The sequence below is a fragment of the Rhizobium laguerreae genome, from assembly GCF_019778565.1.
In the GTDB taxonomy this organism is placed as follows: Bacteria; Pseudomonadota; Alphaproteobacteria; order Rhizobiales; family Rhizobiaceae; genus Rhizobium; species Rhizobium laguerreae.
Genome location: NZ_JAAXQT010000016.1, coordinates 1 through 25,533, shown reverse-complemented (window position 1 = coordinate 25,533; position 25,533 = coordinate 1). Strand labels below are relative to the sequence as shown.

At 59.7% G+C, this 25,533-nt stretch carries 23 protein-coding genes and 1 pseudogene; 20 read left to right on the top strand and 4 right to left on the bottom strand.

The window, feature by feature from the left end; all coding sequences use genetic code 11:
• Nucleotides 1-29: 29 nt before the first annotated feature.
• From HFO71_RS33275 to HFO71_RS33260, 4 genes are read left to right on the top strand one after another with little or no spacing between them, the layout of a single operon-like run.
• Nucleotides 30-998: a formylglycine-generating enzyme family protein gene (locus HFO71_RS33275; RefSeq protein ID WP_221988951.1), complete on the top strand. Its 969-nt coding sequence runs from the start codon at nucleotides 30-32 to the stop codon at nucleotides 996-998.
• Nucleotides 995-2,008: an HAD family hydrolase gene (locus HFO71_RS33270; protein ID WP_221988950.1), complete on the top strand. Its 1,014-nt coding sequence runs from the start codon at nucleotides 995-997 to the stop codon at nucleotides 2,006-2,008. The genes HFO71_RS33275 and HFO71_RS33270 overlap by 4 nt, the downstream gene beginning before the upstream one ends.
• 12 nt (nucleotides 2,009-2,020) lie before the next feature.
• A complete protein-coding gene (locus HFO71_RS33265; RefSeq protein ID WP_221988948.1) occupies nucleotides 2,021-3,937 on the top strand; it encodes a mechanosensitive ion channel family protein in 1,917 nt (638 codons plus the stop codon).
• A 1-nt stretch (nucleotide 3,938) separates the two neighbouring features.
• The gene (locus HFO71_RS33260; RefSeq protein ID WP_221988946.1) at nucleotides 3,939-5,072 is read left to right on the top strand and encodes a hypothetical protein; all 1,134 of its coding nucleotides are present in this window, start codon (nucleotides 3,939-3,941) and stop codon (nucleotides 5,070-5,072) included.
• Nucleotides 5,073-5,120: 48 nt separating this feature from the next.
• Here HFO71_RS33260 and HFO71_RS36595 read toward each other — a convergent pair.
• A pseudogene (locus HFO71_RS36595) lies at nucleotides 5,121-5,757 on the bottom strand (hypothetical protein); the annotation flags it as partial.
• 465 nt (nucleotides 5,758-6,222) lie between these two features.
• On the opposite strand from HFO71_RS36595, the gene HFO71_RS33250 reads away from it, so the two are divergent.
• The 7 genes from HFO71_RS33250 to HFO71_RS33220 all read left to right on the top strand — a co-directional run bounded on the left by HFO71_RS33250 (nucleotide 6,223) and on the right by HFO71_RS33220 (nucleotide 12,194).
• A complete protein-coding gene (locus HFO71_RS33250) occupies nucleotides 6,223-7,356 on the top strand; it encodes an ABC transporter substrate-binding protein (RefSeq protein ID WP_221988941.1) in 1,134 nt (377 codons plus the stop codon).
• A gap of 29 nt (nucleotides 7,357-7,385) precedes the next feature.
• Nucleotides 7,386-8,312, top strand: coding sequence for an ABC transporter permease (locus HFO71_RS33245; RefSeq protein ID WP_221988939.1), 927 nt, complete (start codon nucleotides 7,386-7,388; stop codon nucleotides 8,310-8,312).
• Complete coding sequence (locus tag HFO71_RS33240) at nucleotides 8,312-9,127, top strand: ABC transporter permease (RefSeq protein WP_221988938.1); 816 nt, start codon at nucleotides 8,312-8,314, stop codon at nucleotides 9,125-9,127. The genes HFO71_RS33245 and HFO71_RS33240 overlap by 1 nt, the downstream gene beginning before the upstream one ends.
• A 27-nt stretch (nucleotides 9,128-9,154) precedes the next feature.
• Nucleotides 9,155-10,228: an ABC transporter ATP-binding protein gene (locus tag HFO71_RS33235; protein WP_338150504.1), complete on the top strand. Its 1,074-nt coding sequence runs from the start codon at nucleotides 9,155-9,157 to the stop codon at nucleotides 10,226-10,228.
• 24 nt (nucleotides 10,229-10,252) lie between these two features.
• Nucleotides 10,253-10,753, top strand: coding sequence for a nucleoside deaminase (locus tag HFO71_RS33230; protein WP_221988936.1), 501 nt, complete (start codon nucleotides 10,253-10,255; stop codon nucleotides 10,751-10,753).
• A 158-nt stretch (nucleotides 10,754-10,911) separates the two neighbouring features.
• A complete protein-coding gene (locus HFO71_RS33225; protein ID WP_420910169.1) occupies nucleotides 10,912-11,547 on the top strand; it encodes a GntR family transcriptional regulator in 636 nt (211 codons plus the stop codon).
• Nucleotides 11,548-11,549: 2 nt separating this feature from the next.
• Entirely contained in the window at nucleotides 11,550-12,194 is a 645-nt protein-coding gene (locus HFO71_RS33220; protein ID WP_221988934.1) for a flavin reductase family protein, read from the top strand.
• A gap of 268 nt (nucleotides 12,195-12,462) precedes the next feature.
• On the opposite strand, the gene HFO71_RS33215 is transcribed toward HFO71_RS33220, so the two are convergent.
• On the bottom strand, nucleotides 12,463-12,942 hold the full coding sequence (locus HFO71_RS33215; protein ID WP_221988933.1) for an Lrp/AsnC family transcriptional regulator: 480 nt from the start codon (nucleotides 12,940-12,942) through the stop codon (nucleotides 12,463-12,465).
• Between the two features lie 85 nt (nucleotides 12,943-13,027).
• Here HFO71_RS33215 and HFO71_RS33210 point away from each other — a divergent pair, with 85 nt between their 5' ends.
• Nucleotides 13,028-13,975, top strand: a complete 948-nt coding sequence (locus HFO71_RS33210) for a DMT family transporter (RefSeq protein WP_221988932.1) — start codon at nucleotides 13,028-13,030, stop codon at nucleotides 13,973-13,975.
• A 187-nt stretch (nucleotides 13,976-14,162) separates the two neighbouring features.
• Here HFO71_RS33210 and HFO71_RS33205 read toward each other — a convergent pair whose 3' ends face one another.
• Entirely contained in the window at nucleotides 14,163-14,537 is a 375-nt protein-coding gene (locus tag HFO71_RS33205; RefSeq protein WP_338150503.1) for an SMI1/KNR4 family protein, read from the bottom strand.
• A gap of 18 nt (nucleotides 14,538-14,555) precedes the next feature.
• Nucleotides 14,556-15,872, bottom strand: coding sequence for a DUF7256 domain-containing protein (locus HFO71_RS33200; protein WP_221988930.1), 1,317 nt, complete (start codon nucleotides 15,870-15,872; stop codon nucleotides 14,556-14,558).
• Between the two features lie 293 nt (nucleotides 15,873-16,165).
• On the opposite strand from HFO71_RS33200, the gene HFO71_RS33195 reads away from it, so the two are divergent.
• The 8 genes from HFO71_RS33195 (at nucleotide 16,166) to HFO71_RS33160 (ending at nucleotide 25,338) form a co-directional block, all read left to right on the top strand.
• Nucleotides 16,166-16,774 (top strand): RNA polymerase sigma factor, encoded by a 609-nt coding sequence (locus tag HFO71_RS33195; protein WP_221986917.1) that lies wholly within the window; start codon nucleotides 16,166-16,168, stop codon nucleotides 16,772-16,774.
• A gap of 105 nt (nucleotides 16,775-16,879) precedes the next feature.
• Nucleotides 16,880-17,818, top strand: coding sequence for a FecR family protein (locus tag HFO71_RS33190; protein WP_221988929.1), 939 nt, complete (start codon nucleotides 16,880-16,882; stop codon nucleotides 17,816-17,818).
• 115 nt (nucleotides 17,819-17,933) lie between these two features.
• Entirely contained in the window at nucleotides 17,934-20,426 is a 2,493-nt protein-coding gene (locus HFO71_RS33185; RefSeq protein WP_221986915.1) for a TonB-dependent siderophore receptor, read from the top strand.
• 58 nt (nucleotides 20,427-20,484) lie between these two features.
• A complete protein-coding gene (locus tag HFO71_RS33180) occupies nucleotides 20,485-21,456 on the top strand; it encodes an iron-siderophore ABC transporter substrate-binding protein (protein WP_221988927.1) in 972 nt (323 codons plus the stop codon).
• The gene (locus HFO71_RS33175) at nucleotides 21,453-22,442 is read left to right on the top strand and encodes a FecCD family ABC transporter permease (RefSeq protein WP_221988925.1); all 990 of its coding nucleotides are present in this window, start codon (nucleotides 21,453-21,455) and stop codon (nucleotides 22,440-22,442) included. The genes HFO71_RS33180 and HFO71_RS33175 overlap by 4 nt, the downstream gene beginning before the upstream one ends.
• Nucleotides 22,443-22,516: 74 nt before the next feature.
• On the top strand, nucleotides 22,517-23,488 hold the full coding sequence (locus HFO71_RS33170) for a FecCD family ABC transporter permease (protein WP_221986912.1): 972 nt from the start codon (nucleotides 22,517-22,519) through the stop codon (nucleotides 23,486-23,488).
• Nucleotides 23,488-24,273 carry an ABC transporter ATP-binding protein gene (locus HFO71_RS33165; RefSeq protein WP_221986911.1) on the top strand — a complete coding sequence of 262 codons (786 nt, stop codon included), beginning with the start codon at nucleotides 23,488-23,490 and terminating at the stop codon, nucleotides 24,271-24,273. Before HFO71_RS33170 ends, HFO71_RS33165 begins: the two co-directional genes overlap by 1 nt.
• Before the next feature lie 12 nt (nucleotides 24,274-24,285).
• Nucleotides 24,286-25,338, top strand: a complete 1,053-nt coding sequence (locus tag HFO71_RS33160) for a siderophore-interacting protein (protein ID WP_221988924.1) — start codon at nucleotides 24,286-24,288, stop codon at nucleotides 25,336-25,338.
• The last annotated feature ends 195 nt before the right edge of the window (nucleotides 25,339-25,533 follow it).

The following is a 25,533-nucleotide window of genomic DNA, read 5'->3' as shown; positions in this document are numbered from 1 at the left end:
AGCTCGGTGAATCAGTTCTGGAGGCAGCGATGGCCTTGGCATTCGAAGACACGACGGAATCCCGGCGCGACGGCCTGATCTGGATTCCCGGCCGCACATTCACGATGGGATCGAATGACCACTATCCGGAAGAGGCCCCGGCGCATCCCGTGACGGTGGACGGTTTCTGGATGGCGGAAACGCCGGTCACCAACAGGCAGTTCAAGGCATTCGTCGAGGCGACGGGACATGTCACCGTCGCAGAGAAAGCTCCCGATCCGAAGGACTATCCCGGTGCGAAGCCTGGGATGCTGAGGGCGGGGTCGCTGGTGTTCACGCAGCCGAAAGCCGTGAACGGCGCCGACATCTCGCAGTGGTGGACATTCAAGTTCGGCGCAACGTGGCGGCGCCCTCTCGGCGGCCTGAGCGATCTGCGCGGCAAGCTCGATCATCCGGTCGTACATGTCGCCTACGCGGACGCCGCTGCCTATGCGGAGTGGGCCGGGCTCGATTTACCGACGGAGGCCGAATGGGAGCTTGCCGCCCGCGGCGGGCTGGATGATGCGGAATATGCATGGGGCGACGAGTTCGCGCCGGGCGGTGTCCCGATGGCAAACACCTGGAGCGGCACGTTCCCTACCCACTCGATGAAGCCGAAAGGCCAAGAACGCACCTCGCCCGTGCGTTCGTTCCCGCCGAATGGGTTCGGCCTCTACGACATGATCGGCAATGTCTGGGAATGGACCAGCGATTACTGGTCGACCCGGCATCCCGAACCGGCGAAACACTCGTGCTGCATTCCGAGCAACCCACGCGGCAGCGACGCCGAGGCGAGCTACGATCCTCGCCAGCCGGAAATCCGGATAGCGCGGCGGGTGCTGAAGGGCGGCTCCCATCTCTGCGCTCCAAACTACTGCAGACGCTACCGTCCTGCCGCCCGCCACGCCGAGGCCGAGGATACGTCCACCAGCCATGTCGGCTTCCGTTGCGTCAGGCGCACCGAAGGAGAAGCGAAATGAGAAAACGTTTCCAGGCCTCCGATACCGTGCTTGCATCATTTCTCGTCGCCGCGCTGCTGGTCGTCACTGGCGTCGTCGGAACGGCCGTGGCGCAGGAGGTCCTGCCGTCCTGGAACGATACCGCGGCAAAGGCCAGGATCATGGACTTCGTCAAGGCAACGACAGCCGAGGGCGGCGAAGGATACGTCGCGCCCGAAGACCGGATCGCGGTCTTCGACAATGACGGCACCCTCTGGTCGGAGCAACCGATTTACTTCCAGTTCGCTTTTATGCTCGACCGCGTGAAGACGCTCGCACCTGAGCACCCCGAATGGAAGGCCAAGGAGCCGTTCAAGTCGGTGCTGGCAGACGATCCGATGGGCGTGATGAAAGGCGGCGAGAAAGGGATCATGGATCTCGCGATGACGACGCATGCCGCGATGACGACAGACCAGTTCTCGAAGATCGTCACCGACTGGTTTGCGAGCGCCAAGCACCCGAAAACCGCAAAGCCCTACGACGAGATGACCTTCGTGCCGATGCGCGAACTCCTCGATTACCTCAGGGCCAACGGCTTCAAGACCTATATCGTCTCCGGCGGCGGCGTCGAGTTCATGCGGCCGATGACAGAGAAGATGTACGGCATCCCGCCGGAACAGGTGGTCGGCAGCACCATCACGACGGAATATGCCACCGTCGGCGACGAGCCCGTGCTCAACAGGCTACCGAAGATCGACTTCGTCGACGATGGCGCCGGCAAGCCTTCCGGCATCAACAAATTCATCGGGCGCAAGCCGATCTTCGTGGCCGGGAATTCCGACGGCGACTACGAGATGCTGCGATGGGTCACCGCCAAGGGTCCGAGCTTTGCGATGATCGTCCATCACACGGATGCGGAACGGGAGGTCGCCTACGATCGAAAGAGCGAAATCGGCAAGCTCGACAAGGCGCTCGACGAAGCGGAGCGCCGCAACTGGCTGGTTGTCGATATGAAAGCGGACTGGAAGAAGGTCTTCTCATTCGAGAAATAGAAGGACATGCGCATGAAATGGATCGGCGGACTCCTCCTGTTCGTGTTGATGTCCGTCGTCGCCACTGCCCAGGAAGCGCCGCGGCCGCAGAAGGTCGACGATCTCGTGCGGTTATTGCAGGATCCCGAGGTCCGGTCATGGCTGGAGAAAGCGCCCAGCCCGACGCTCGCGGCTGCCCAGGAAGCGGATGCCGGGCTGGCAACATGGGAAGCGGCCACCCGGAGCCGGATCGATGGCGCCGTTCAGGCAATCCCAAGGATTCCTGCCGAGGTGGTGGCCGCCGCTGCTCGCACGAGAGAAGATGCGCTGTCCCATGGCCGGTTGCCGGTCTTCGTCGCATTCCTTGGGCTGACGGCGGTCGGAATTTTCGCCGAACGTCTTTTTGTGCGATCAAGACGGCGCACGCAAGGGCTGCAGGAACGCCTGCTGGCAATTGGTATCTTTGCGGTGGCGATGGCCGCCGTCTACTTCGCCTTCGATTGGCCCGCACTCCCACGCATCGTGCTCCTCGTCTCGCTACTGGCGCTCTCGGCATATCGGGCGATCTCGGCGCTGCTCGACACGGCCGTGCTGACAATTTCCGCTCGCAGGCGGACGAAGATCTTCGCAGGCGCAGCAATCGTCGGGATCGCAGCGGCAAGCCTCGGCCGGCCTTTGTCGGTCGACCCCTCGGTGACGGCGGCGATCTCGTTCTGCTTCTCGATCGTTCTTCTCATCTTGGCCGTCGAGGGCGTCGTCTCCTCGTCGGAGAGGCCCCTTCGCATGCGCATCGCGCTCTGCCTTGCCTTCGTGATCATCTGGGCGCTCTGGTGCGTCGGTCTCCGCGGTCTGTTCTGGCTGGGCGTCTACGCAATGACCCTGCCCTCGACGCTTCGGTTCGCCGGTCAGACGGCAGCCGACACGATTCCCTCGGAACCCAATAGCACCAAGCGCGTCCTGCTTGTCCGCGGCAGCCGGGCCGTCGTTGTCGCCGTCGCCGTCGCATGGGTGGCGATCGTGTGGAGGGTCGATCCCAACTCGCTTGTTCACAGCGATCCTGCCGTGGCCTCGGTGGCCTACGGACTTCTGAAGAGCGTCGTCGTCCTGCTGCTCGCCGATCTCGCATGGCATCTGGCGAAGTCGTGGATCGACCGGCGCCTCTCGGTGCAGGCCGAAGCTGGAAACGATCCTTCGCAGGCTGCCCGGCGGGGGCGGCTTCGCACCCTGCTGCCGATCTTCCGGAACGTGCTGGCGGTCATGGTGGCGGTGATCGCCGGGCTGGTCGTGCTCGCGGAGCTCGGCGTCGAGATCGGGCCGCTGATTGCGGGTGCGGGCATCTTCGGTGTGGCGCTGGGCTTTGGATCGCAGACGCTGGTGAAGGACGTCATCAGCGGGGTCTTCTATATGCTCGACGACGCCTTCCGTGTCGGCGAATACATCCAGGCGAAGAGCTACAAGGGGACCGTCGAGGGATTCAGCCTCCGGTCGGTGCGGCTTCGTCATCACCGCGGCCCGGTGTTCACCGTTCCGTTCGGCGAGCTCGGCGCCGTCGAGAACATGAGCCGCGACTGGGTCATCGACAAATTCCGGGTCAATGTCAGCTACGACACCGACATAGAGAAGGCGCGCAAGCTCGCGAAGAAGATCGGCGCCGAGCTGCAGGCCGATCCTGAACTGGGGCCGATGTTTATCCAGCCGCTGAAGATGAAGGGTGTCGAGGAGTTCGGCGATTACGGTATCGTTCTCAGCTTTGCGATGACGACAGTGCCCGGAATGCAAACCTATATCCGGCGCAAGGCCTACGCGAAAATTCGCGAGGCTTTCCAGGCGAACGGCATCGAGTTTGCGACGCCGTCAGTGCAGGTCGGTGGCGACGACAGGGACGGCGCTGCCGCTGCTGCGGCCGCGATCCGCACGCAGCAGGCCAAGGTGGTGGCGGCGGAGGGGTAGAATGGCCAGCGACGACGATCGCCTGCGGATCATGCATGGCGGGCCGTTCTACGAGCTGATGACCCGGCTTGGCATGCGCAAGCGCGGGTGGCGGGCATTCGTCTTCGCAGGCCTGTGCTGGACGATCCCCGTGCTGCTTCTGCTGGCAACCCGCGGCGGTCACGGGGCCGGCCTCTTCCTTCACGACTGGGGAGCGTGGGCAAAGTTCCTGATCGCGCCCGTCCTGCTGACGCTGGCGGAGAAGCCCATCGGCTTCGCCCTCGACGAGTGCGTTTCCATGCTCTTTCGGATTCCGCTCGTGTCGTCGCAGTCCATGCCAGACGCCCGGAAGGCCCTGCGTGACGCAGGCGCTCGAACAGCTGCCGGCTTTCCGGAACTCGTCTGCTTAGGTTTGGCGCTCGCAGCGACGATCTTCAATGCGTCCACGTTCCTTGGCGGATCCGCGCCCCCATGGGCGGTCGGCGACGGAAGCATTTCGATGACAGGCTTCTGGTGCCTGGCAGTCGGCAACACCGTCTACTGGTTCCTGCTGATACGTCTCGTATGGAAGCATGTGATCTGGTGCCTATTCCTGTCGAGCGTCGCAAGGTGCCATCTCCGTCTCGTGGTCACGCATCCCGACGGCCATGGCGGCCTCGGCTTCCTCAGCTATTACCCAGCCGGCTATGGCCTCTTCACGCTTGCGGTGAGTTCCGTCTTCGCGGCCGGCGTCGGTCATGTGATGCAACGGCAGACAGTCACTCCCGGCTTCTTCGCGGCCGTCTGCGTCGCCTGGCTGATCGTTGTCATTATCTACTATTGCGTGCCCTTGTTGGGCGCCGCCCTGCAGGTTTTAAGCCTGAAACGCAAAGCTGTCCTGCATTCTCTGACGAAGGTGACCGACTTCGAGAGATCGAGCGAACGGGCGATCTTGGGGGAAAACGCGCTGCCCGACGAAGCGGAGCCGGAGGCGCGGGAGCTCCACGACGTGAAGCCGATCTATCTCGCGTCGATGAAGACGTCGGCGCTGCTGATCAACAAGGGCAACGTCCTGCCTGTTCTGGTGCCTGCACTGCTGCCGATGCTGGTAGTCGGGGCATCATACCTGCCATATTCGCAGCTCGGTCCGATCGTGAAGAGGCTGTTGCTCCTTTGAATTGGAGAGTTTTGGACGTGGGCTACGAGCGTACCATTGCCGACCGTAGAAGTGGAACACGAGGCCCAAAATCGGGCCGTGCTCGACGATGTCGTTGGTCTCAGGCTGTCATCCGAGTAATTGACGCCGAGGCGCGATACCCCGCCACCGCGGAGAGATCGAAACCTTCCATTTGTAGCCGATCCCGGCCATCACGTCGCAGTCGAGGTCTGCGCCGCCAGCGTCGATCAGCCCCCAGCCCGTGAGATAGACTTCAGGAGTGATGGAATAAACGCCCCGAAAGCCAGCGAGGCCGTCAACTCAGGTCGCTTCGTCGCGCGCGGAAGCGCCGTCAAGCGGCCCCCCCGCTGAAAGCGATGGTCGTCTCCGTCCACGAGAATTTCGCACCGGCGACGACTCCAGATGGCCCTGCTGGTCTTCCAGGACGGTATAGCCGACGCCGAGCATTGCGCTGAACGTTTCCTGCTTCAGATCGACGGTGTCGGCAAAGACGCCGCGCGGGTCGCCAAGTCCGAGGTGATGCGAGCGATATGTCCGTGAGGACGCTAGATCCCCCATACCTCGCCTCGCCTGCGCCCATGAAGCCGAAGTCGATGTGGACCTCCGGCAGTCCGAAGACCGCCGCCGTATCTCCCGAGATTCCCGCAATACAGAAGTAGGGCGAAAAGGAAAGGGGCCACTCATCGGCGGGCTTCTCGACTCCGTACGCCTGCTGGGCGTGATGTTATCGTCCCTGACCCGATGATCAGCCCAGCGACACGACCGAGGGGCAGCCACAACTCGATCTCAACCTCTAGTGAGACAAGGCTCCGAAGAAACGGAAAAGCCATCCATGGGAGGAGGCGCGCCGCTATTCCGACCGACGTCCCTAAGAGGAGGAGTTGGGCCCATTTGAACCGATGTCTCCCGGACAGCATCAAGGTGAAGATCGCATGCAATATTATCGACCGATTGCATGCGAATTGAGCACACCGATATGTGATCGCCGAAATTCGTGCATATCAAGAGCGCCCCGAAGGAGCTCGGTGCGCAATATAGCTTTGAAAGCGCTACGTTTTTCGCAAAAACGGGAACTGGCACGCCCTTTGCATTTGTCTAATCGCACGCACTTGATGTATACGATTTAACCCAAGCCTGAAGGGAACAGAAAATGCGCATTCCACCTCTTATGTCCCGCGACATCAGCCGACGCGGCTTCCTGAAGGCTGGTGCCGCAGGCGTCGCCTTTGCAGCGGCAAATCAATGGTCCAGCGCCTACGCGGACGATCCGAATGTTCTAAACTACCTTTCCTGGCCCGGAAACGCCGATCCGTATCTGATTGCCGACTTTGAGAAAGAGAACAACGTAAAGGTCCGCATCAAGGAATATGTCGGCGGCGACCAGATGCTTGCCGTCATCAACCAGTCGCCTCCTGGCTCGTTCGACGTGGTCCTCGCCGACGCGGAGTACATGCACTTGCTACATGCGTCCGACTTCATCGAACCGCTCGATCCGGACGATTACCCGATCAAGGATTTCTGGCCGGAGTTTCAGAAATTCCCGCTGCACTGGTTCGACGGAAAACTCTACGGCGTCATGACGGACTTCGGCTATCTCGGTCTGTCCTACAATACCAACACATTCAGGCCGGAAGAGATGAAGTCCTACGCGGCAATGTGGGGTGAGAAGGCAAAGGGCAAAGTCGGCTTCTTCGACTGGTATCTGCCTTCAATGGGTTCGATCAGCCTGTCCAACGGCAACCTTCCACCGTTTGATATCTCCGAAGAGAAATTCGAAGCCGTCAAGGAAAAGCTCTTTACCTTGAAGCCCCAGGCCTCCGGCTTCTACACCATCGCCGACATCTTTTCCTCCATGACCAACGGACAAGCCCAGCTCGTGCCGGGTATTGGCGAGTGGATCACGCTTGGCCTGCGGCTGAACGGCGTTCCGGTCGACACGATTATTCCAGATGAAGGTGGCTTGCAGTGGACGGAGTCGCTTTCCATCGTCAAGGGTACACCCAAGAGGGACCTTGCCCGCAAGTTCATCCAGTACACCACCTCCCCGCAGGGCCAGGTGAAGATGGCGACCAAGGTCGACAACAAGAAGTCGATCCCTTCGATCGCCGGCTGGAAGCTCCTCAACGAGACAATGCCGAAGGACGCCGAAATCCTGCGCCTGCAGCTCGATAAGCCGAACGTGATGGACGAATACAAAGCCAAGAAAATCCAATTCCGCCAGCTTCCGACCGAGCAATCGATCGAGGACTGGAACGACGTCTGGAGCGAATTCAAGAGCCTCTAATCCGAACGCCGAGCCTGGAGCACCCTGGGATGACAGACATCGATGCATCAATGCTGAAGGCTGGCGAGGCGGTTGGGCGAGGTTCATTCCGCGCTCGGACGGCTGCTTCGCCAGCGACCATGCCTGCCATTCTGGGGCTCCCTGTACTGCTGTGGCAGATCGTGTTCTTCGCAGCCCCACTCGTGTTCTTGATCGTCGTTACGTTCTGGCGCGTCAGGTCTTTCCGGCTGGAGCCCGACTTCTCGCTGGATAACTGGTCGAGAATATTGTTCTCCACCCCTTTCCAGAGGGCCCTGGTCTACACGGGCGAAGTTGCGGCCACCTGCACCATCCTGACGCTGGTGGTCGCACTTCCCGCCGCCTACACCATTGCCTTCAGGCTCACCCAGAAAATGCGTGATCTTGCGGTCACATTTCTGATCGTACCGGTCTTCTCAAGCTACATGTTGCGCATCTATGCGTGGCAAATCGTCTTGAGCCCCGATGGGGTCATCAACAGCATCGTCAGGCGCGCCGGATTTACCGGCTTGCCTTTGCTGGGCGGTCAGTTCTCGCTTCAGGTCGGCTTGCTGACGCTGACCCTTCCCGTGGCGATCCTGATCCTGGTTCTAGCCTTCTCCGGCGTTGATCGCACGCTGGTCGAGGCGTCCGAGAACCTCGGTTGCCGCCGCAGCAAGGTCATCCTCCATGTCCTACTTCCGTCGATCCGCAACGCAACCTTCCTGGCGGGATCGACGGCCTTCCTGATGTCTTTCGGCGATTACATCAGCCCGTTGTTCATGACCGGCAGCAAGCCGCCGACACTCTCCATCCTGATCGTCGATACCGTCAAGTCGGGATCGCAGTGGCCACGCGCTTCCGTCATCGGTGTCACGATGTTGGCGATCCTGGCGCTTGTATTTCTGGCGGCAGGCTTCCTCGGCCGCGAACGCCAACCCCAGAAGGAAGGCCACTGATGTCCCAGCCGCTCATCACCCGCCTGTCACGCTTCCTGCAATTCGGCCTGATTGGCGCAATCGCCCTCTTTATCGCAACCCCAATGCTGGTCATCGCGGTATTCTCGTTCGATGCCAACCGTTTTCCGACGATCCCCTGGGGCGGCTTCAGCCTGCAATGGCACCAGGCCGTGTTGGCAGACAGCATGATCCGCGACGCCTTCCTCAACAGCCTGATTGTCGGTTTCGGGACTGCGGTCATCGCCACCGTTCTGGGGTTTGCCGCAGCCTATGTCGACTACCGGTACATGTTTCGCGGGAAGACGCTATTTGGGCTGCTCGTGGCTATTCCGCCAGCCGTACCCGTCAGCATAATGGGAATGGCAATGCTTGCGTTCCTGTCACGCATCGGCCTGTTCGGTAGTGTTGAGGCCATCATCGCCTGTCACGTCGCCGTCGCCACGTCCTTTGCAATGGCCATCATCCGGCTTCGCCTTGGCGAATTTTCGCGAGACCTGGAGCCCGCCGCCTGGAATCTCGGCGCGTCACCATTTGCGACGCTTTTCACGGTCGTCCTGCCATTTTGCAAACCGTCTCTGATCGCGTCATTCTTCCTCTCGGCTGCGGTATCCTTCGACGAATTCCTCATTGCCTGGTTCGTCGGGGGCGTCAACGAGACGCTGCCGGTGCGCATCCTCAACCTCCTCCAGGGGCAGGTGAACCCGAAGATCAATGCCATCGGCACCATCGTCCTCATCATCAGCATTGTTCTTGTTCTTGTGGCGCAGCGCTTCATCGGCGTTCGCGCAGGCAAGACCGCTCCCTCCAATCCTTGAAAGGCAGAAGACATGTCGAATGCATTCGTGACCTTGGAAAACCTCGACAAACGCTACGCGACCCACCACGCGGTGAAGGCAATCAACCTCGGCATCCAGGGCGGCGAGTTCATCGCTCTGATGGGGCCATCGGGCTGCGGCAAGTCCACGACCCTTCGGCTCCTGGCAGGACTGGACCAGCCGACCGGCGGCGACATTCGGATCGGTGGGCAAAGCATGCGCGGCATCCCGGCGTTCCAGCGCGACACGCCGATGGTCTGGCAGAGCCTGGCTCTGTTTCCGTTTCTCTCCGTTGTCGAGAACGTGGAGTTTCCACTTCGGATGAAGAAAATCGGCAAGCAGGAACGGCGCAGACGGGCGATGGAATGGCTGGAGCGTCTCGAGTTGGGCAGCATGGCTGAGCGCAACATCGCTCAACTGTCCGGCGGGCAGCGGCAGCGCGTGGCAATAGCACGGTCGTTGGTGACGCAGCCTTCGATACTCCTGCTCGATGAGCCACTCAGTGCGCTCGATGCCCATCTCCGGGTCCGGATGCAGACCGAACTCTCGCGCCTCCACAAGGAACTCGGCATCACCTTCGTGTACGTGACGCATGCGCAGTCGGAAGCCTTTGCTCTGGCCGACCGGATCGTCCTGATGAACGATGGGGCGATACAGCAGACCGGCCGACCACAGGACGTCTACCGCGAACCTGCCAACGCTTTCGTGGCTGAATTCATGGGCATGAACAACATTATCAGCGGGAAAGTGTCTGGACATGACGAAGGCAAGGTAAAGATCGACGGCCCGCTTGGGACGTTCACAGTGCCGACGAAGACAAGTAGTGCCGAGCAGGACAAGGCGAGCTTCGTCATTGCAGCCGATCGCATCAGCCTGTCCTCTTTGCCGACAGGCGGCACCGCGGGAGAAGGCGTGACAGGCAGTGTCATCGGCATCGAATTCGTGGGCTCGACCCAGACGATTTTCTTCGACGTGAAAGGCAAGGAATTCCGCGTCCAGAAACAACAGCACGAGATCGATGCACTCGACCTGACGCCGGGCAAGGAACTGACGTTGAACTGGCAGCCCCAGCATGCCTGGCTTCTGCCCGAAGCAGCATAACAAACATCCAAGGAAGGAGACCCAATGACCTACAATGAAGACTTCATGCAGCGCGCCGTGGAATTGTCGCGCCAGGCGCTGACGAAACCCGGTACCGAGCCTTTCGGTGCGGTCGTCGTTCTAAACGGAAAAATCGTCGGGGAAGGCTTGAACCACTCCCTGGCACACTTCGATCCGACGTCCCATGGTGAAGTCGAAGCAATGCGCGATGCCTGCCGTCGGTTGGAATGCGTCGACCTGACAGGGGCCGATATGTACACCTCCTGCGAACCTTGTGCGATGTGTGTGGCAACCATGGAGGTCGCCGGCATATCACGCCTGTTTTATGCGGCCTCGATGGATCAGGCCGGGAAAGCATTCGAGGGGTTGACGAAGAAGGAACGGCATCCCATCGATGTCGACAAGGTCCGCAAAGCCGCGGGTGCGCTGGTCAACGAACGCTCGATGCCCAGTGCGCAAAGCATGGATAGGGAAGCCACGGATATTCTCAACACGTGGGTGGAAATGAAGAAGGCAGGGAAATGATCACTCGCAATGCACAGAGCGGTGGGACGGCTCGTTCAGTGAACGACCCGACCGCCAAGGGCAAAGGCCCGCCCGCCAATGATGTGGCCGCAGCAGGTCGAACAGCCGCACCCACCTCGCGAACGGAAGCCGTCCAGGACGCTCTTCGCCAGGCGATCATGGAACAGAAATTACAGCCAGGCGCACGTCTGCCCGAAGATGCGATCGGGGAAACGTTCGGAACCAGCCGCACCATTGCACGGGAGGCGCTGGGACGCCTTGCCGTGGAAGGATTGGTTGAATTGAAACCGAACAAGGGCGCTTACGTCGCAAACCCATCGCTGGAGGAAGCTCTTGATACCTTCATGGTTCGCAGAGGCCTCGAATGCACCGTCACTGGGCTGCTTGCCGGAAAGCTGAAACCTGGCGAGATCGACGCGCTGAACAGCTTCATCGAGAAGGAACACGCCGTTTCCGGCGTCGATGATCGGGAATCGATCCGGCTTGCGGGTGAGTTTCATCTGTTGCTTGCGCGGATGACCGGGAACCAGCTTCTCATCCGATATGTCACGGAAGTGGTGTCGCGGTGCTCGTTGATCCTGGCCATGTATGGCCGACCCCATTCGGCCGATTGTGGAGTGGACGAACATCGTCAAATCGTCCAGGCGCTGGTCAATGGTGATGCCTCGCGCGCCAACGAGTTGATGGACCACCATCTCGCGTCGGTCGCAGGAAGAGCCATGCTCGAAGCAAGGCAGGAACGCGACATCCGCGATCTTCTGGCACCCTATGCCGCTCGGATAAAAGGTCTCTGACAATGACAGCACAGATTGCTGAAGCCCCTGCAAACAGCGGGGTGACGTCCTTCGACTTCACGATGCTCAACGCCCGCGAACGCTACAAGCTGATGATAGGAACGATCATCCCTCGTCCGATAGCCCTCGTCACAACCGTCGACGAAAATGGCCGCATCAATGCCGCACCGTTCAGCTTTTTCAATTGCCTGTCGGCCGATCCGCCTATCCTGGCGGTGGGCGTGGAAAACAATCCGGACATGTCCTTCAAGGACACCGGCCATAATATTCGAATGACCGAGGTCTTCACGGTCAACATCGTCTCGGTAGCCATCGCCGAAGCGATGCATACCTGCGCAGCAAAGTACCCTCGCGGCATTGACGAGTTGAAAGAAGCGGGACTGACGGCCATGCCCGGCATGAAGGTCGCATCTCCGTGGATTGCAGAAGCTCCTGCATCGTTCGAATGCCGACGCCACATCACGCTTGAACTTGGCAAGTCACGGCAGATTATCATGGGCGAGATTATCTACGCCCATTATCGCGAAGGTGCGGTCGATGAACGGCTCCATGTTGATCCTGATGTTATCGACGCAGTGGCCCGCCTTGGAGGTGATACCTGCTCCACCATTCGGGACCGTTTTGATATGCTGACGCCGAAGCTTTGAGCGGCCGGTAGGAGGTTAATGCAGCGTGGGTCGAGCACGAGGACAACCTCCCGCCCTGGATCGGTTTGAACTAACGACAAGCTCTTCAAACTGAATATCAATGGAAATTCCTGCTCTTCACCTTCAGCGTGTCGATATGAACGGTCAAAGGGAAGCGAGTGGAGCTGGGAGATGAAATTAGATGGCTAGCGCCTCGCCGTTCTAAGGCCGATCCCCGAAGCCGGGCGGAATGACGTCTGCCCGGCTTTCGCAGAAATCCTGATTTTTGCTACAGGGGCGGCAAGCGGCGTTTGACGGACGTTCCCTTGATGACGGCCGTGCTGGTGACAGCGTGTTCTGAGAGCGCTTCGAGGACGTCGTCCATCTGCTCGATCGTATGGACTACCAGACGACCGAGGAAAGGATCATCGCCGGTGATCTTGTCGCATTCGACAAATTCCGGACGATCCTGAATGAGCCGTTCGACGAGGTGGAGTTTGCCGGGGAGCGGCCGGATGCGCACGATCGCCCTGATCTGGTAGCCGATGGCGCGCGTGTCCACATCGACGGTGAAGCCTCGGATGACGCCGCCGGCTTCAAGCCGGCGAACGCGCTCCGACACACTCGGTGCGGACATGCCGACAAGGCGGGCAAGCTCGCTCATCGACAAGCGGGCATCGGAATCGAGCGCACTAAGAATCTGAGCATCCGTCGCGTCCAAGGTTGATTCCGCAATTTGAAGGTTCTGAGGGGTTTTTGCCTTCGACATAACAGGAAAACTACAGGATTTGCTCTTGCTACTCTATATAAATCGGATGGATCGCATTGCATGATGACGCCAACAGGAGAACATCATGCTGCTCGGCATCATCGCTGGCCTCACCACCTGCGCCCTTTGGGGCCTCACCTTCGTCGCCCCGCGCGCCGTCACGCCGTTCACGGTCTGGGACTTCACGATTGCCCGCTATTGCATCTTCGGCCTGGCCTGCCTGATGCTCATGGCTGATCGACGGTTCCGGCCCATCGGCATTGCTCGCTCGAGACTTCTGATCGGCCTGCTACTCGGCGGCGCAGGATATGTCGGGTATTTCATCAGCGTGGCCTTTGCCGTCCAGCTCGCCGGTGCTGCCGTGCCGCCTGTCATCGTCGGCACCATGCCGGTGTTCCTGGCAATCATCGCCAATATTCGGGATCGCTCTGCGCCATGGCAGGCTCTTGCGCTACCTTTGGTGCTGATCGCGATCGGCGTAGTGATCGTGAATGCCGCGACAGTCAGCGCTGCCGGCGTTGCGGACACGGAGTCAATTTTACTCGGCACCCTCGCCAGCTCAGTGGCGCTGGCGATCTGGATCGCCTATGGTCTGGCGAATGCGGCTGTCATGCGATCGGCAGACGCGCCGGACGGATTTCAATGGACAGGGTTGCAAGGCATCGGCGCGGCAGTCGGAAGCCTTCTCTTGTTGCCCTTGGCCTCGTTCGACCTCGCGGACACGGCTTCCGTTTCAGAAGCCACTCGCTTTGTCGGATGGGCGCTGGTGATGGGGCTGGCCGGTTCGTGGTTTGCGACCTGGTGCTGGGTGATCGCTTCCCGTCGCCTGCCGCTGGCGCTTGCCGCCCAGCTCATCGTTGCCGAAACGGTGTTTGGCCTGACCTATGGTTTCATGTTCGAGGGCCGGCCTCCATCTCCCGCCGAGGCGATCGGAGCGACCATGCAGTTCGTTGGCGTCTGCGCCGCCATCGCAGTTTTCAGCAAGCCGCGTGCGCCGTCCAGCATGTCGCAAAAGTCAATCGCACAAGTTTGACTTCTGCGACGCTAGCTCGCGACTGGCCAGATGTGCAGCGGCCTTCCAAGTTCTCTTGGCTCGGAGACTCGCCTCAGAGCAGGCAGTTATGGGGCGTCGGTGCCTCATACCCGGAGGTAACGCCTCGGATTCTCTTTTGCGACATGAGTCAGTATCAACCGCAAGCAGGACCGCCAGGCGAATGGCCTTACCAACCTTCGCCGCGCTCAATTGCCTCGATGAACTCCTCGAAAGAGCGGCCGAGAACACGCACTTCATTCAGCCAGTTTCCGGCAAAGACGAAGGGAATGGAAATATAGTCGCCCTTGACGAAGCCATAGGCGGTCGGGCCGCCATTCGAACCGATCAGCAGCTGGTCGTCGCGAAATTCGAAGATCTCATAGCCGTCAGCCCCGAAGAGTTCCGCCGCACTCCACAGGACCAGATAACCTTGGCCGACCTCGCCGTTGAAACCGTTGGAGGCGGCAAGGAAGGCCTTGATCTCCGCCGGCAGGATAATCTTCAGTTTCGCCTCGCAGTCCGCGATTTCAGCCGGGCTTGCGCCCGGCAACTGGCAGCCCACCTTCAAATTTCTCCAGCATCAGCAGGCCCATTCGAGCTTCATCTCCTTGAGGTCGATCTGGGCGACACCGTCGCCGAAATTGAAGCCGCCGAAGATCTCCGAGATCTCGATGTAGAAGGGCGAGAAATCGGGATAACCCTGCATCGGAAACATCGTGCCGCCGAGATGGGCGTGCCAGTCCTGAAAGCGCTCCAGCCCCAATGCCTGGCCTTCTTCCGAATAGGCGGCGATATAGCCGCTGAACTCGTTTTCGTGCCTGAATTCGCGCGCTGGCTTTCCGACATTCGGGTCGCCCTCGCGCAAGGTGATCTCGATCGGCCAACCGTAATCGAGCGCTTCTGTTCCCGGCAGGTTCTTCCAGCCCCTCGGAGGCCGTGCTGCCGCCAGAAGCTCGTTGACGGCAAGTCCGCCGGGCGAAAAGACGCTTTTCGCCTGCTGCTCGGCCACCGTTCTCGGCAGGTTGAATTCGCCGCAATAATCGAGCGGCGATTTCGAGAGCCAGCCGGGAACAGGAGCGCCCTCGATGGCCGGCGGTGAGCCGAGCGGTGCTGCAAACTCCTCTTCTGTCAGCCAGAAGAGAGTGTAGTCGTTGTCCATGAATTCCATGTCGAAGCGGCGCGGATCGGCCCGGCGCGCGCCTCCGGTGTCCACATTTCTGCTTGCCGGCGGCGTTTCCCATTGTTCGTCGACGAAGAGCGAGATCGCCACATACTCATCGCCGAGCGTGCGGTATTGCGGCGGCAGTTTCACCGTGAAGGCGTGGCGAAGCGGCATTCCGTTGGTGGTGCTGACCGGCCATCTGCTGGCATCGATGCCCGGCGGGCGGCCATAGCACCAACCGCTATTGGGACGGCGGGCGAGATCGGCAGGATCGGTCATCGTCAGGTCATAGGCCTCGGTGAGGCTGGCATCGGCATACTTATAGGGCCGCTCCGGATAGACCGCCGTCGGATCCGTCAGACTGATGATCCTGACGACATCCTCCCTGATGCCGACGCCGAGCGTCAGCGTATCCGACAGGTCCGTCTTCAGCATGGTCCAGCCATACTTCTCCCGCTCGTCCGAGATGCGCTCGACACCGGGATAAAGCCGATGCAGCTCTTCGGCCGGCATTCCCATCCTGACGCCATGGATAGGGGGAAGTTCGAAGGGGGCGCGGAAATGAACCTCGCCGAGCCTGCCATCGGCGGTAATGCGCGTGCCAAATTCCTCGATATGCAGATGGCCTTCCGCCTGTAGGCTCGGCTCCTTCCAGCTCGTCCCCAAAGCCGCCTTCACCTCCTCCACAGATACACCCGGCTGCATCGTCGCCAATCTCGCATTGTCTATCGGCATGCGCGTCCTCTCTCGCTGACCGTCCCGCGCAAGAGATAGGACGGGTTGGAGACAGGGCAATGAGTAGCGGGGTTGGAGGCTCAGCCTCGCGGGGAAGGCGCCTTGTCGTCTACGGCGAAAGTGGCGAGCCTTTTTTCCGAGGGTAAGATTCCGCTGAACGTGCATAGCCGCAAGAATGTTCAATAGTCGCGATGGAATCGAGGGGTTGCGGCTCTGCGGTATCTGAGCCTCGCCCAGCTAGCCCCTGGACGCGATGCCAAGCTCGACTGTGATGTTTAGGAGGAATGCTAACCTTGAAACGCCTACCCATTCGCTCTAATGAATGGCGAAGGTTGAGCATCGGTCATATTTTGGTGGTACAGGCAGTTCAGGAAATGACGGATTCGGTGCTCTCGGACGGCAATGATCCCCAGCGGCTCCTCGCGGGTGTTATCGAACGATGCTACGGAGAGCTCCGACGCTATGCGCGACGGAAGGTTGGCGACGATGCGTTGGCGGACGAACTTGTCCAAGAGGCTTGTTTACGGCTGGTGGCAACTGGCAACGACCTGCCGTTCAATCCACGAGCCTATCTCTACCGCATACTCTCGAATCTCGTTACTGATCACCATCGCCATCGAGTGCGCCTCCAGAAAAGTTTCATCGACGCTGGCACCCTGGATGCTGCCGATGACCGGCCGGATGCGGAGCGGGAGGTCATCGGCCGGCAGCGACTGGCAATTCTCGCACAGGCCGTTGCGGAACTTCCGCCGCGATGCCGCGAGTGCTTCGTTCTTCGGCGCTTCGAAGGGTTGTCCCACGCCGAAATCGCCAATCGGATGAGGATCAGCACCAGTGCTGTGGAGAAGCACCTGGCAGCGGCAACGGTCCACTGCGCTCGGCGCGTGAAGGCGAATGACTAAATTTGCACCCGCCCTGGGGTTAGGCTCTTCCAGAACGTCTTCTGTTTTAATTGGACTAACTCGTTGTCTCATTATCTCTGGACGTTACAAGGCGAACCGTTGTTCATGACGGATTTCAACGACAAGGAAATGCTGGAACAGGCGGCCGAATGGTTCTTCCGGCGCGATGGCGGCCGTCTCTCGGTAGAGGATGAGGTGGCATTCCGTTCTTGGCTCGCGGCCTCAGATCGACACCGCGCCGCTTATTCAGAAATTGCCGGCACTTGGCAGGACCTTGGAGCGATTCAGCCAACGCCGGCCGTTCTCACGCCGCCTCCGCCTGCGCGTGACTTCCTGCGACCGATCGCTGCCGCCTTCACGTTTCTCTGTCTCCTTGGCCTTGGCACTTACGTCCTCGATGTTCCATCGAGATTGTTTGCCGATGGCTATACGGCAGTTGGCGAATTCCAGGTCCTGGCTTTGCCGGACGGCTCAACAGCCGAAATGAACAGCGGCACGGCTATTACAATTGCGTACTCTTCTGGTGAGCGCAGGATCCACCTTATGAAGGGTGAGGCTGTGTTCACCGTAACCTCCGACCAGCACCGACCTTTCATTGTGGAGTCCGAGGGGGGTGAGGCAACCGCGCTCGGCACAGTATATGGTGTTCGAAACGATGACCGCGGCGGTGTCGTGACGGTAGTCGAAAGCCATGTTGCCGTATCGGGTAAGCCTGCCGGAGCATCCGTCGAGCTCGGCCCCGATGAACGTGTTCGTTACGAAGACGGACACCTTGGTGCCATTGAGAAAGTGGATGCGGCATCCGAAACGGCATGGAGACGGAGGAAACTGATCTTCGTCGATCAGCCGCTCGGCGAGGTTGTCAACGAACTCAACCGCTATCATAAGGGAGTGATAAGAATCGTCGATGAGTCGATCAGCGCGCGACGCGTTAGCGGCGTGTTTGAGACCAATGACATCGTCAAGGTCATTGATGCGCTGGAAAAATCCTTTGGATTCAATGACACGCGGCTGGGAAGTCTCGTGATCTTGATCCATCGCTGATTTTTTGAAATTTCTTGATTTTCTTACTCCGGTTTTTCTCTGGGCAAACGTCTTAGGCGGCGAAATCATCTGATTGCCTATTGTCAGCGGTCAGAGATGTGTCCAGGGGGTCTAAATGAGTTCTCACTTTGCGGCGTCTCGCCGCTCCACGCGCAGGCTGGCGGTATTTCTTGCGACGACGGCATGTTTGCCAGTTCTGACGGTTCCTTTCGTCGACATCGCCGCTGCTCAGGAGCGAGCCGTGGCGGTGCGGTACGAAATTGCAGCCGGGCCTCTACCTCAGGCATTGAACCGGTTCGCAGATGTATCTGGTTTGCAGCTTATCTACGATGCTGCGGCTACACGGTCATTGCGTACAAGTGGCTTCCGTGGAGAAGGCCCAGCGCCGGCGGTGATCGCGAAGCTGCTGTCGGGGACTGGACTAACTTGGCGGTTCACCAGCAGCACTAGCGTGACGATTATCGGCCCGTCGGCGACGGCAAGCGGCGCGACGGGCTCTGACGACACGACAGTCCTAGAGCCAATCATTCTGAGCGGCCGGTCGAGTGAAGATTCCTACAGTTTGGCTTCCAGTACCACTGCCACCCGCATCTCCGCCGATATTCAAAAGACACCACGTTCGGTGAATGTCGTGACACAGCGGCAGATCGCCGACCGAGGTGTCTCCGATCTGGAAGAAGCAATCGCGTATTCGCCAGGTGTTGCCACTGGACTTTACGGTAACGACGATCGCTACGACCAATACGTGATCCGCGGTTTTGAGACTCAGAATGTCGGTACCTATCGAGATGGCATGCCGTTACGCACATTCGGCTGGGCAGCATGGCGCACCGAACCCTTTGGGCTCGAGCGCCTCGATATCCTCCGCGGTCCGACGTCCGATCTCTATGGCTCCAACGAGCCCGGGGGCCTGGTCAATGCCTTAACCAAACGCCCGGACTTCGAACCCAGCAATACGGTATTTGGCCGTCTTTCCAGCTATGGAGGAACGGAGGCCGGCATCGACAGCACCGGGCCGATCGGCGATGACTTCGCCTATCGTTTGGTCGGTGTGGCCAACCGATCAGGCACAAATTATGAGGAAGTCGATCAAGGACGCTTCTACGCTGCGCCATCGTTCACATGGAAGCCGGAAGACACCACCAGCCTCACTCTTTTCGCAGAAATTCAAAGGGACAATGTCGGAGACAGCTGGTCGGTCGTGCCCGAATATGGATCGCGGCGCTACAACCCCCTCGGGCACTTCTCACCGGATACCTACACCGGGCTTCCGGACCACAACACCGTCAGAACCAGGCAGACCACCATTGGCTATGAGTTCGAGCATGAGTTCGAAACGGGCATCACCTTCCGCAGCAAGGCCAGATATGCGGAAAACGACTGGCGGATGCGGACCGCGGTTCCGGCCGCTTTCGTTTCGCTGCCTGCACTGTTTGGCGTGCCTGGAGCAGATCCGAGTGCGGTTGACACCGCGTTGCTCAGCAAGTTCGATCTTGACCAGAAGGCCCACCAGGCGAGTTTTGATAACAATTTATCTTACGAATTCGACTCCGGAGACTTGAGCGGCACCATTGTGGCAGGGTTCGACCATTACCTTGCCCGTTCCGATGTTGACTATGCCCAGGGATATCTGGGAGAGCTTAACCTCTTCACGGGTGATCTGACAAACTTCCTGTCCGGCGCCCTTCCCGCCGATCTGCCTGCCGTTCTGGACAATGACATCGATCAGACCGGCGTTTATCTGACGAGCCGCAGTGAGTTCGAAAACTTCGTTTTCAGTGGCGGCATCCGACATGATTGGGTCACGAGCTCGACAGAAACGAGCGCCGGAAAGATCACATCGGAAGGTCAGGTGACGTCTGGCAGTTTCGGCGTTGCCTGGAATTTCGATGATGCATGGACCATCTATGGCAACGCTGCCTACTCCTTCAACGTTCCACCCGCCGGCATTACGGCAAGCGGCGCTGCCCTCGACATGGAGAAGTCACGTGCCTACGAAATCGGCCTGCGTTATAAGCTGCCGGACGATCGTGGTCACGTAAATGTCGCCCTGTTCGACACAACCAAACTCAACGCGACCTACAACGACCCGTCCGACTTGACTGGAATAACGAAAATCCAGGCAGGCGAGGTTCGCTCAATGGGCGTCGACGTCGATGCGCTTCTTGAGCTCAACTACGGCTTCACGGTTCTTGGCTCCTACACGTATGTGGATGCCGAGGTGACGAAGGATCCGACGCTGCAGGGTAAGAGACCTGCGAGGGCGCCTGTCCACTCGGCCTCCGCGTGGGTCAAATATGACGTGCAGATGCCTGCGCTTGAAGGTCTCAGTCTTGGGGTGGGCATCCGGCATGTCGGCTCATATTTTTCAGATGCCACCAACGCCTATCACATCAGCTCCGCCAACCTTCTCGATGCATCTATCAGCTACCAGCGGGACGACTGGAGTCTGATTCTGGCGGCGCGAAATCTCGCCAACAAGCAGTACGAGGCCGAATGCAATGCCGCCACATTCGCTGCGGCGGTAGGCGCACTGGCGGACTATGCCGGTAGCTGCACCTTCAACGAAGGGCGTCGCGTGATGTTCACGGCGTCGAGGAAGTTCTGAACCAGTGCGCCCCGCGAAGCGAAGACACTGCTGGATGTCAAATTATTCAGGGCGCAGCATGCCGGTTTTGAGCATATTGATAGTGCTGTCGACGCTGTTATTGGCTGCGGGTAGCGCGTGCGCGGAGGATTTCCCGCGCGTAATCGAGCATCGCTACGGTTCTACGGTCGTGACGGCGAAGCCGGTTCGAGTGGTCACAATCAGCTACATCGGGCACGACTTTGCGCTGGCATTGGGGATCAAACCGGTGGGCTTGCGCTACTGGTACGGAAACAACCCCAAGGGTGTCTGGCCTTGGGCAGAGAAAGCTCTCGGAGACGAAGTCCCGGTTGTCTTGAGTGGTCAGGTCGATCTCGAGCGGATCGCTGCGCTGCACCCTGACCTCATTGAGGGCATGTGGTCAGGCATGACCGAGGCTGAATACCGATTTCTATCGAGAATAGCGCCCACCTTGCCACCGGCGGCCGGCGGCGGGGATTACGACATGCCGTGGCAGGAAATGACCAGAGTTTTAGGCTACGCGACGGGTCGCGAAACGGCCGCAAAGGAGATCATTGATCGCCTGGAGGGGAAGTTTGCGGCCGTTCGGGCGGCACATCCCGATTGGCATACGAAGACAGCGGTGATGGCGTCTATACGAGGGCCGGAAACCTTCACGTCGCGCGATGTCAGAAGTCGCTTCCTTACCGCCCTTGGCTTCAGAACGCCAGACGCGGTCGATGCGCTGGCGGTTGGGCGGAGTTTCTATGTGCGCTTGTCTCCTGAAGACCTGACCCCGATCGACACTGAAGTATTGATCTGGCTGAACTCCGAGAAGGGGCGTCCTGAGTTCGCAAGCCAGCCGCTTTATCCCTTTCTACGTGCTGTCAGGACTGGGCATGAGGTCCATGCTGACGTCCTGCTTTCTGCAGCGCTTTCACATTCCAGTCCGCTCAGCCTCGACTATGCGCTTTCGAGCCTCGTTCCGGAGCTTGAGAAGGTGCTGGCACGTACTTCGCCCTCCGCTAGCGCCGGGGGCCAAAACCCATGAAGAGCCGGCCGCTGTTACTCCTCGCGCTACCCATTTTCCTGATATTGATCGGACTGGCACTGTCACTCGGCCCTCGACCTGTCGCGTTCAAAGAGCTGTGGAACGCCCTTGTCGCCCCGGATCTCAACCGGCCCGAAGATGTTGTCATATGGTCGTTGCGAATGCCGCGGCTGGTGGCAGCCTTATTGTGCGGCGCGGCCCTCGGAGCGGCTGGCTCCATCATGCAGACAGTTACCCGAAACCCGTTGGCAGACCCTGGACTGCTCGGAATCAATGCCGGAGCGGCCTTCGGTGTGGTGATCTTCATTGCCGTTGCCGGCGATGCAATAACATTGGCAAGATCGGTGGCGGCCATGGCCGGCGCAACCTCGGGTGCCTTGGCTGTTCTGGCGCTTGGAGCCTTCGCAGGCAGCAGGCCGCACCCCATACGTCTGCTTCTCGCGGGTGCTGCCGTCAGCGCGTTCTTCTTGGCGATTGTGCGCGGCTTCCTTTTGCTGAGCCAGCAAGCGCTCGACACCTATCGTTTCTGGGTCATGGGCGGACTTGACGGGATATCCTTGGAAGCCATCGGCACTTTGTCGCCACTGTTTGCCGCAGGCCTTATCCTCACGGTTGCCGCGGGATTGATGCTGAACGCCTATGTGCTCGGTGAAGACCTCGCCAAGTCTCTCGGGGTCGATATCCGGCTCGCCTATCTACTTGGGCTTGCAGCCGCCGTTTGTCTCTGCTCGACAGTTGTCACGCTGGCAGGTCCTATCGGCTTCGTCGGACTGATCGCGCCACATCTTGCCATGGGACTGGTCGCCGGGGATGAGCGTGTCCGGCTATTGGTGTCGGCCCTTCTCGGGGCCGCCATCCTGTTGACTGCCGATATCGCTGGACGTCTGCTGTTTGCCGGCACGGGCATGCAGGCGGGGGTCATGGTCGCCGTGATCGGAGCGCCTGCTCTGGTTCTGGCAATCCGCCGGGGGCGGGTGGGCGTATGACAAGACCTATTTCTATGATGTGGCGATGCGGCGCGTTTTCCGGGAGGGTCGCCCCCCAGAAGCTTGTCTTCACCGTGCTGACGCTTGCAATCCTCATGGCTGTCTCTGGGCTTGCTCTGTACTTTGGAAACTATCCGCTGACCGCTCCGGAAATATCGACCATTCTCTTTCAGCAAGCGGATGAAACCCCCGATATCGTCATCTGGTATCATCGTCTGCCGCGCCTTCTCGTCGGCATCGGTGCTGGCGCAGCTTTTGGCGTCTCCGGGGCACTGATCCAGGACATGTTGCGCAATCCGTTGGCTTCTCCAGACATCGTCGGATTTAGTTCCGGCGCTGCCACCGGAGCGCTTTTCACCGTTATGCTGACCGGAAGCAGTTTTTGGGTCTTGCCAGGAGCCATGGTTGGCGGCGTGTTGTCCGCAGCGCTCGTTCTCGCGCTCGCCTGGAACAAAGGGCTGTCGTCAGCGCGTCTCGTGCTTACTGGTTTGGCGCTGAGCCTCTTCCTCATGGCTCTCGTCGATATCATGATGGCGCGGCTAGATCTTTTGACCGCAGCGGACATCATGAAATGGCTCGTCGGCGCGTTTCCCAGTCCGGAATGGAGTGACGTAGTCCTGATCTCTGGTGCATTGATCATGCTTGGTCCGTTCGCGCTATGGCAGGGATTTGCACTGAAGAGCCTGGCACTTGGCGATGACGTTGCCACAGGTCTAGGGCTCAACGTCTCGACAACCCGATTGAAAATCCTCTTTCTGTCAGTTGGCCTCACGGCATGCGCCGTCAGTGTAGCCGGGCCCCTGCCGTTCGTCGCCTTCGCCGCCAATCCAATCGCTCGCAGGCTTTCAGCCGCATCGGGTGCGGGCAACGGCTCACCGCTATTGGGAGCCGCGGCGGTCGGGGCGTGCCTGACGGTCATTGCCGATCTTGTCTGCCGTTCTCTCCCTATTGGGGCCGATCTTCCCACCGGGGTCTTCACCGCGATGATCGGAGCCCCGCTGTTGGTGTGGCAACTTACCCTCGAAATCCGCAAGGGAGTGATTTGATGACAACCGCCACCTTTCCACTGTCAGCTGCAGGCCTGAGACTGACGCGGCCGGTCGGCCCCGTGCTCGACGACATCGGTCTTGCTGTGCCAAGGGGAAAGATCAGTGTCATCATCGGTCCCAATGCCTGCGGGAAGTCAACATTACTGCGTTGCCTCGCCCGGCTTTTGCGGCCGGATGGGGGGGAAGTGTTGCTTGAAGGAGACCCCATCGATCGGCAGAAGTCGAAACAGGTCGCAAGGCAGTTGGCGATCCTGCCGCAAAATTCGACCGTCCCGGAATATCTACGCGTATTCGATCTGGTCGCGCGGGGCAGAACTCCATGGCAGTCACCTTTGTCACAATGGTCCCGCGAAGATGCTCTGGCGGTCGACCAAGCCTTGGCGCTCGCCGGTGTGGCGGCGTACTCACTTCGGCCCCTGTCGGAACTGTCCGGCGGACAGCGCCAACGAGCGTTCATTGCGATGATATTGGCGCAGGATGCACCAATCCTCTTGCTCGACGAGCCGACAACTTTCCTGGATCTGCCCCATCAGATCGAGCTTCTGGATCTGGTGCGAAAGCTGAATCGGGAGAGTGGCAAAACGGTCGTCATGGTTCTCCACGACATCAATCTGGCCGCACGTTTCGCCGATCACGTATTTGCACTCAAGGACGGGAAAGTACATCGGGAGGGGGCGCCTTGCGATGTGATTACGGAGGCGACGATGCGGCAGATTTTTGGGCTGGACTGTCTGGTCATACCCGATCCGCTGCACGGTTGTCCGCACGTGATCCCGCGGTGAAAGGGCAAAATGATGTCGATCATGAAGCGGAACCCACATCCTTTCATCGCGCATGCGGTATTTCCCGGCATCGGGTTTGAGATCGTGAAGTCGATTCTTCTAAGCGAGGCACGACAGCAAGGCCTGCCTATATTAGAGGAAAATGGCTGTATTGGTTGCCGCACCGATCTTGGCGAAATCCTCGTTTGCGCAGCATCAGATGGTCTCGAAATGACGGTAACGGCTGCACAGAGCGATACCCTCCAGCTCCTGCGCGACGAGATCGCGGAACATCTATCGGAGGTCGCGCCGGAAATAGCCGGTGTTCTGCGCTGGAAAACAGTAGACGGTGCCGGTGTATCACCGCCGGGTTTCCGTCTCTGTAAGGTCGTCTCGGTCACCCCTCTTGGGTCGGCTTTCCTGCGTGTGCGGCTGTCGGGTCGCGACCTCCAGCCCTTCACCGGGGATGCCATCCACTTTCGGCTTATACATCCACCATGCAGCGGGCCGCCGGCCTGGCCCTATATTGGCAATAACGGCCGGACCCTATGGCCGACAGGCGACGGCGCGCTGCATCGCCCCGTCTACACAGTCCGGAACGCAGATCCGGACGCGAGCTGGATCGAGTTTGATGTGTTTAGGCACCTCGGCGGCCGCACCGGCAAGTGGGCTGAGGCCGCTTCCGCGGATGATGTCGTTGGTATCATGGTGCTTGGCCGAGGAAAGCTGATGCAACGCCTCCAATGGCTGATCGCAGGTGACGAGGCAGCATTTCCGGCAATCGCAAGGTTATTGGAAGCACAGGCAGCGCACATAACGGGCTCTGTTTTTCTTCTTGAAACCGTGCCCGGATCCGCCGAATATCCCATACCAGCTCCGACGGGCGTCAGCCTTACGAGAGTTCGCGTGGATGCGATCGGCGATTGGTCTGCCGTAGTGGCAGCGCTCCCGCGGTTGCCCCACGATCTGCCAAATGTCTGTGTTTGGTTCGCTGCTGGGAAAGATATGGCCGACGACTTCCGGAAGCTCCCCGTGATCCAATCTCTCCGCCTGCCTGATCTCCACATTGCGGCCTACTGGCCATAACCTGCATTGGCAAGACGGCATGCAAGACTGGCTGAGGGAAGGCAAAGCGGTCGAGACCATACAGGAGTATTAGAAGCCGGGAGCAATAGGTAGCCGCCATGGGACCTCCCTTTCCACGCAAATTGTCTGTGGAGGATCTGCAGGCGAGTTCAGAAGGAAACGCACGGCGGCCACTATGGAAAACATCGTGAAGCC

Excerpts from the sequence above, each read along its gene's own strand:
- HFO71_RS33275 (WP_221988951.1), top strand. The coding sequence starts at position 30 with ATGGCCTTGGCATTCGAAGACACGACGGAATCCCGGCGCGACGGCCTG.
- HFO71_RS33270 (WP_221988950.1), top strand. The coding sequence starts at position 995 with ATGAGAAAACGTTTCCAGGCCTCCGATACCGTGCTTGCATCATTTCTC.
- HFO71_RS33265 (WP_221988948.1), top strand. The coding sequence starts at position 2,021 with ATGAAATGGATCGGCGGACTCCTCCTGTTCGTGTTGATGTCCGTCGTC.
- HFO71_RS33260 (WP_221988946.1), top strand. The coding sequence starts at position 3,939 with ATGGCCAGCGACGACGATCGCCTGCGGATCATGCATGGCGGGCCGTTC.
- HFO71_RS33250 (WP_221988941.1), top strand. The coding sequence starts at position 6,223 with ATGCGCATTCCACCTCTTATGTCCCGCGACATCAGCCGACGCGGCTTC.
- HFO71_RS33245 (WP_221988939.1), top strand. The coding sequence starts at position 7,386 with ATGACAGACATCGATGCATCAATGCTGAAGGCTGGCGAGGCGGTTGGG.
- HFO71_RS33240 (WP_221988938.1), top strand. The coding sequence starts at position 8,312 with ATGTCCCAGCCGCTCATCACCCGCCTGTCACGCTTCCTGCAATTCGGC.
- HFO71_RS33230 (WP_221988936.1), top strand. The coding sequence starts at position 10,253 with ATGACCTACAATGAAGACTTCATGCAGCGCGCCGTGGAATTGTCGCGC.
- HFO71_RS33225 (WP_420910169.1), top strand. The coding sequence starts at position 10,912 with ATGGAACAGAAATTACAGCCAGGCGCACGTCTGCCCGAAGATGCGATC.
- HFO71_RS33220 (WP_221988934.1), top strand. The coding sequence starts at position 11,550 with ATGACAGCACAGATTGCTGAAGCCCCTGCAAACAGCGGGGTGACGTCC.
- HFO71_RS33215 (WP_221988933.1), bottom strand. The coding sequence starts at position 12,942 with ATGTCGAAGGCAAAAACCCCTCAGAACCTTCAAATTGCGGAATCAACC.
- HFO71_RS33210 (WP_221988932.1), top strand. The coding sequence starts at position 13,028 with ATGCTGCTCGGCATCATCGCTGGCCTCACCACCTGCGCCCTTTGGGGC.
- HFO71_RS33200 (WP_221988930.1), bottom strand. The coding sequence starts at position 15,872 with ATGCCGATAGACAATGCGAGATTGGCGACGATGCAGCCGGGTGTATCT.
- HFO71_RS33190 (WP_221988929.1), top strand. The coding sequence starts at position 16,880 with ATGACGGATTTCAACGACAAGGAAATGCTGGAACAGGCGGCCGAATGG.
- HFO71_RS33185 (WP_221986915.1), top strand. The coding sequence starts at position 17,934 with ATGAGTTCTCACTTTGCGGCGTCTCGCCGCTCCACGCGCAGGCTGGCG.
- HFO71_RS33180 (WP_221988927.1), top strand. The coding sequence starts at position 20,485 with ATGCCGGTTTTGAGCATATTGATAGTGCTGTCGACGCTGTTATTGGCT.
- HFO71_RS33175 (WP_221988925.1), top strand. The coding sequence starts at position 21,453 with ATGAAGAGCCGGCCGCTGTTACTCCTCGCGCTACCCATTTTCCTGATA.
- HFO71_RS33165 (WP_221986911.1), top strand. The coding sequence starts at position 23,488 with ATGACAACCGCCACCTTTCCACTGTCAGCTGCAGGCCTGAGACTGACG.
- HFO71_RS33160 (WP_221988924.1), top strand. The coding sequence starts at position 24,286 with ATGTCGATCATGAAGCGGAACCCACATCCTTTCATCGCGCATGCGGTA.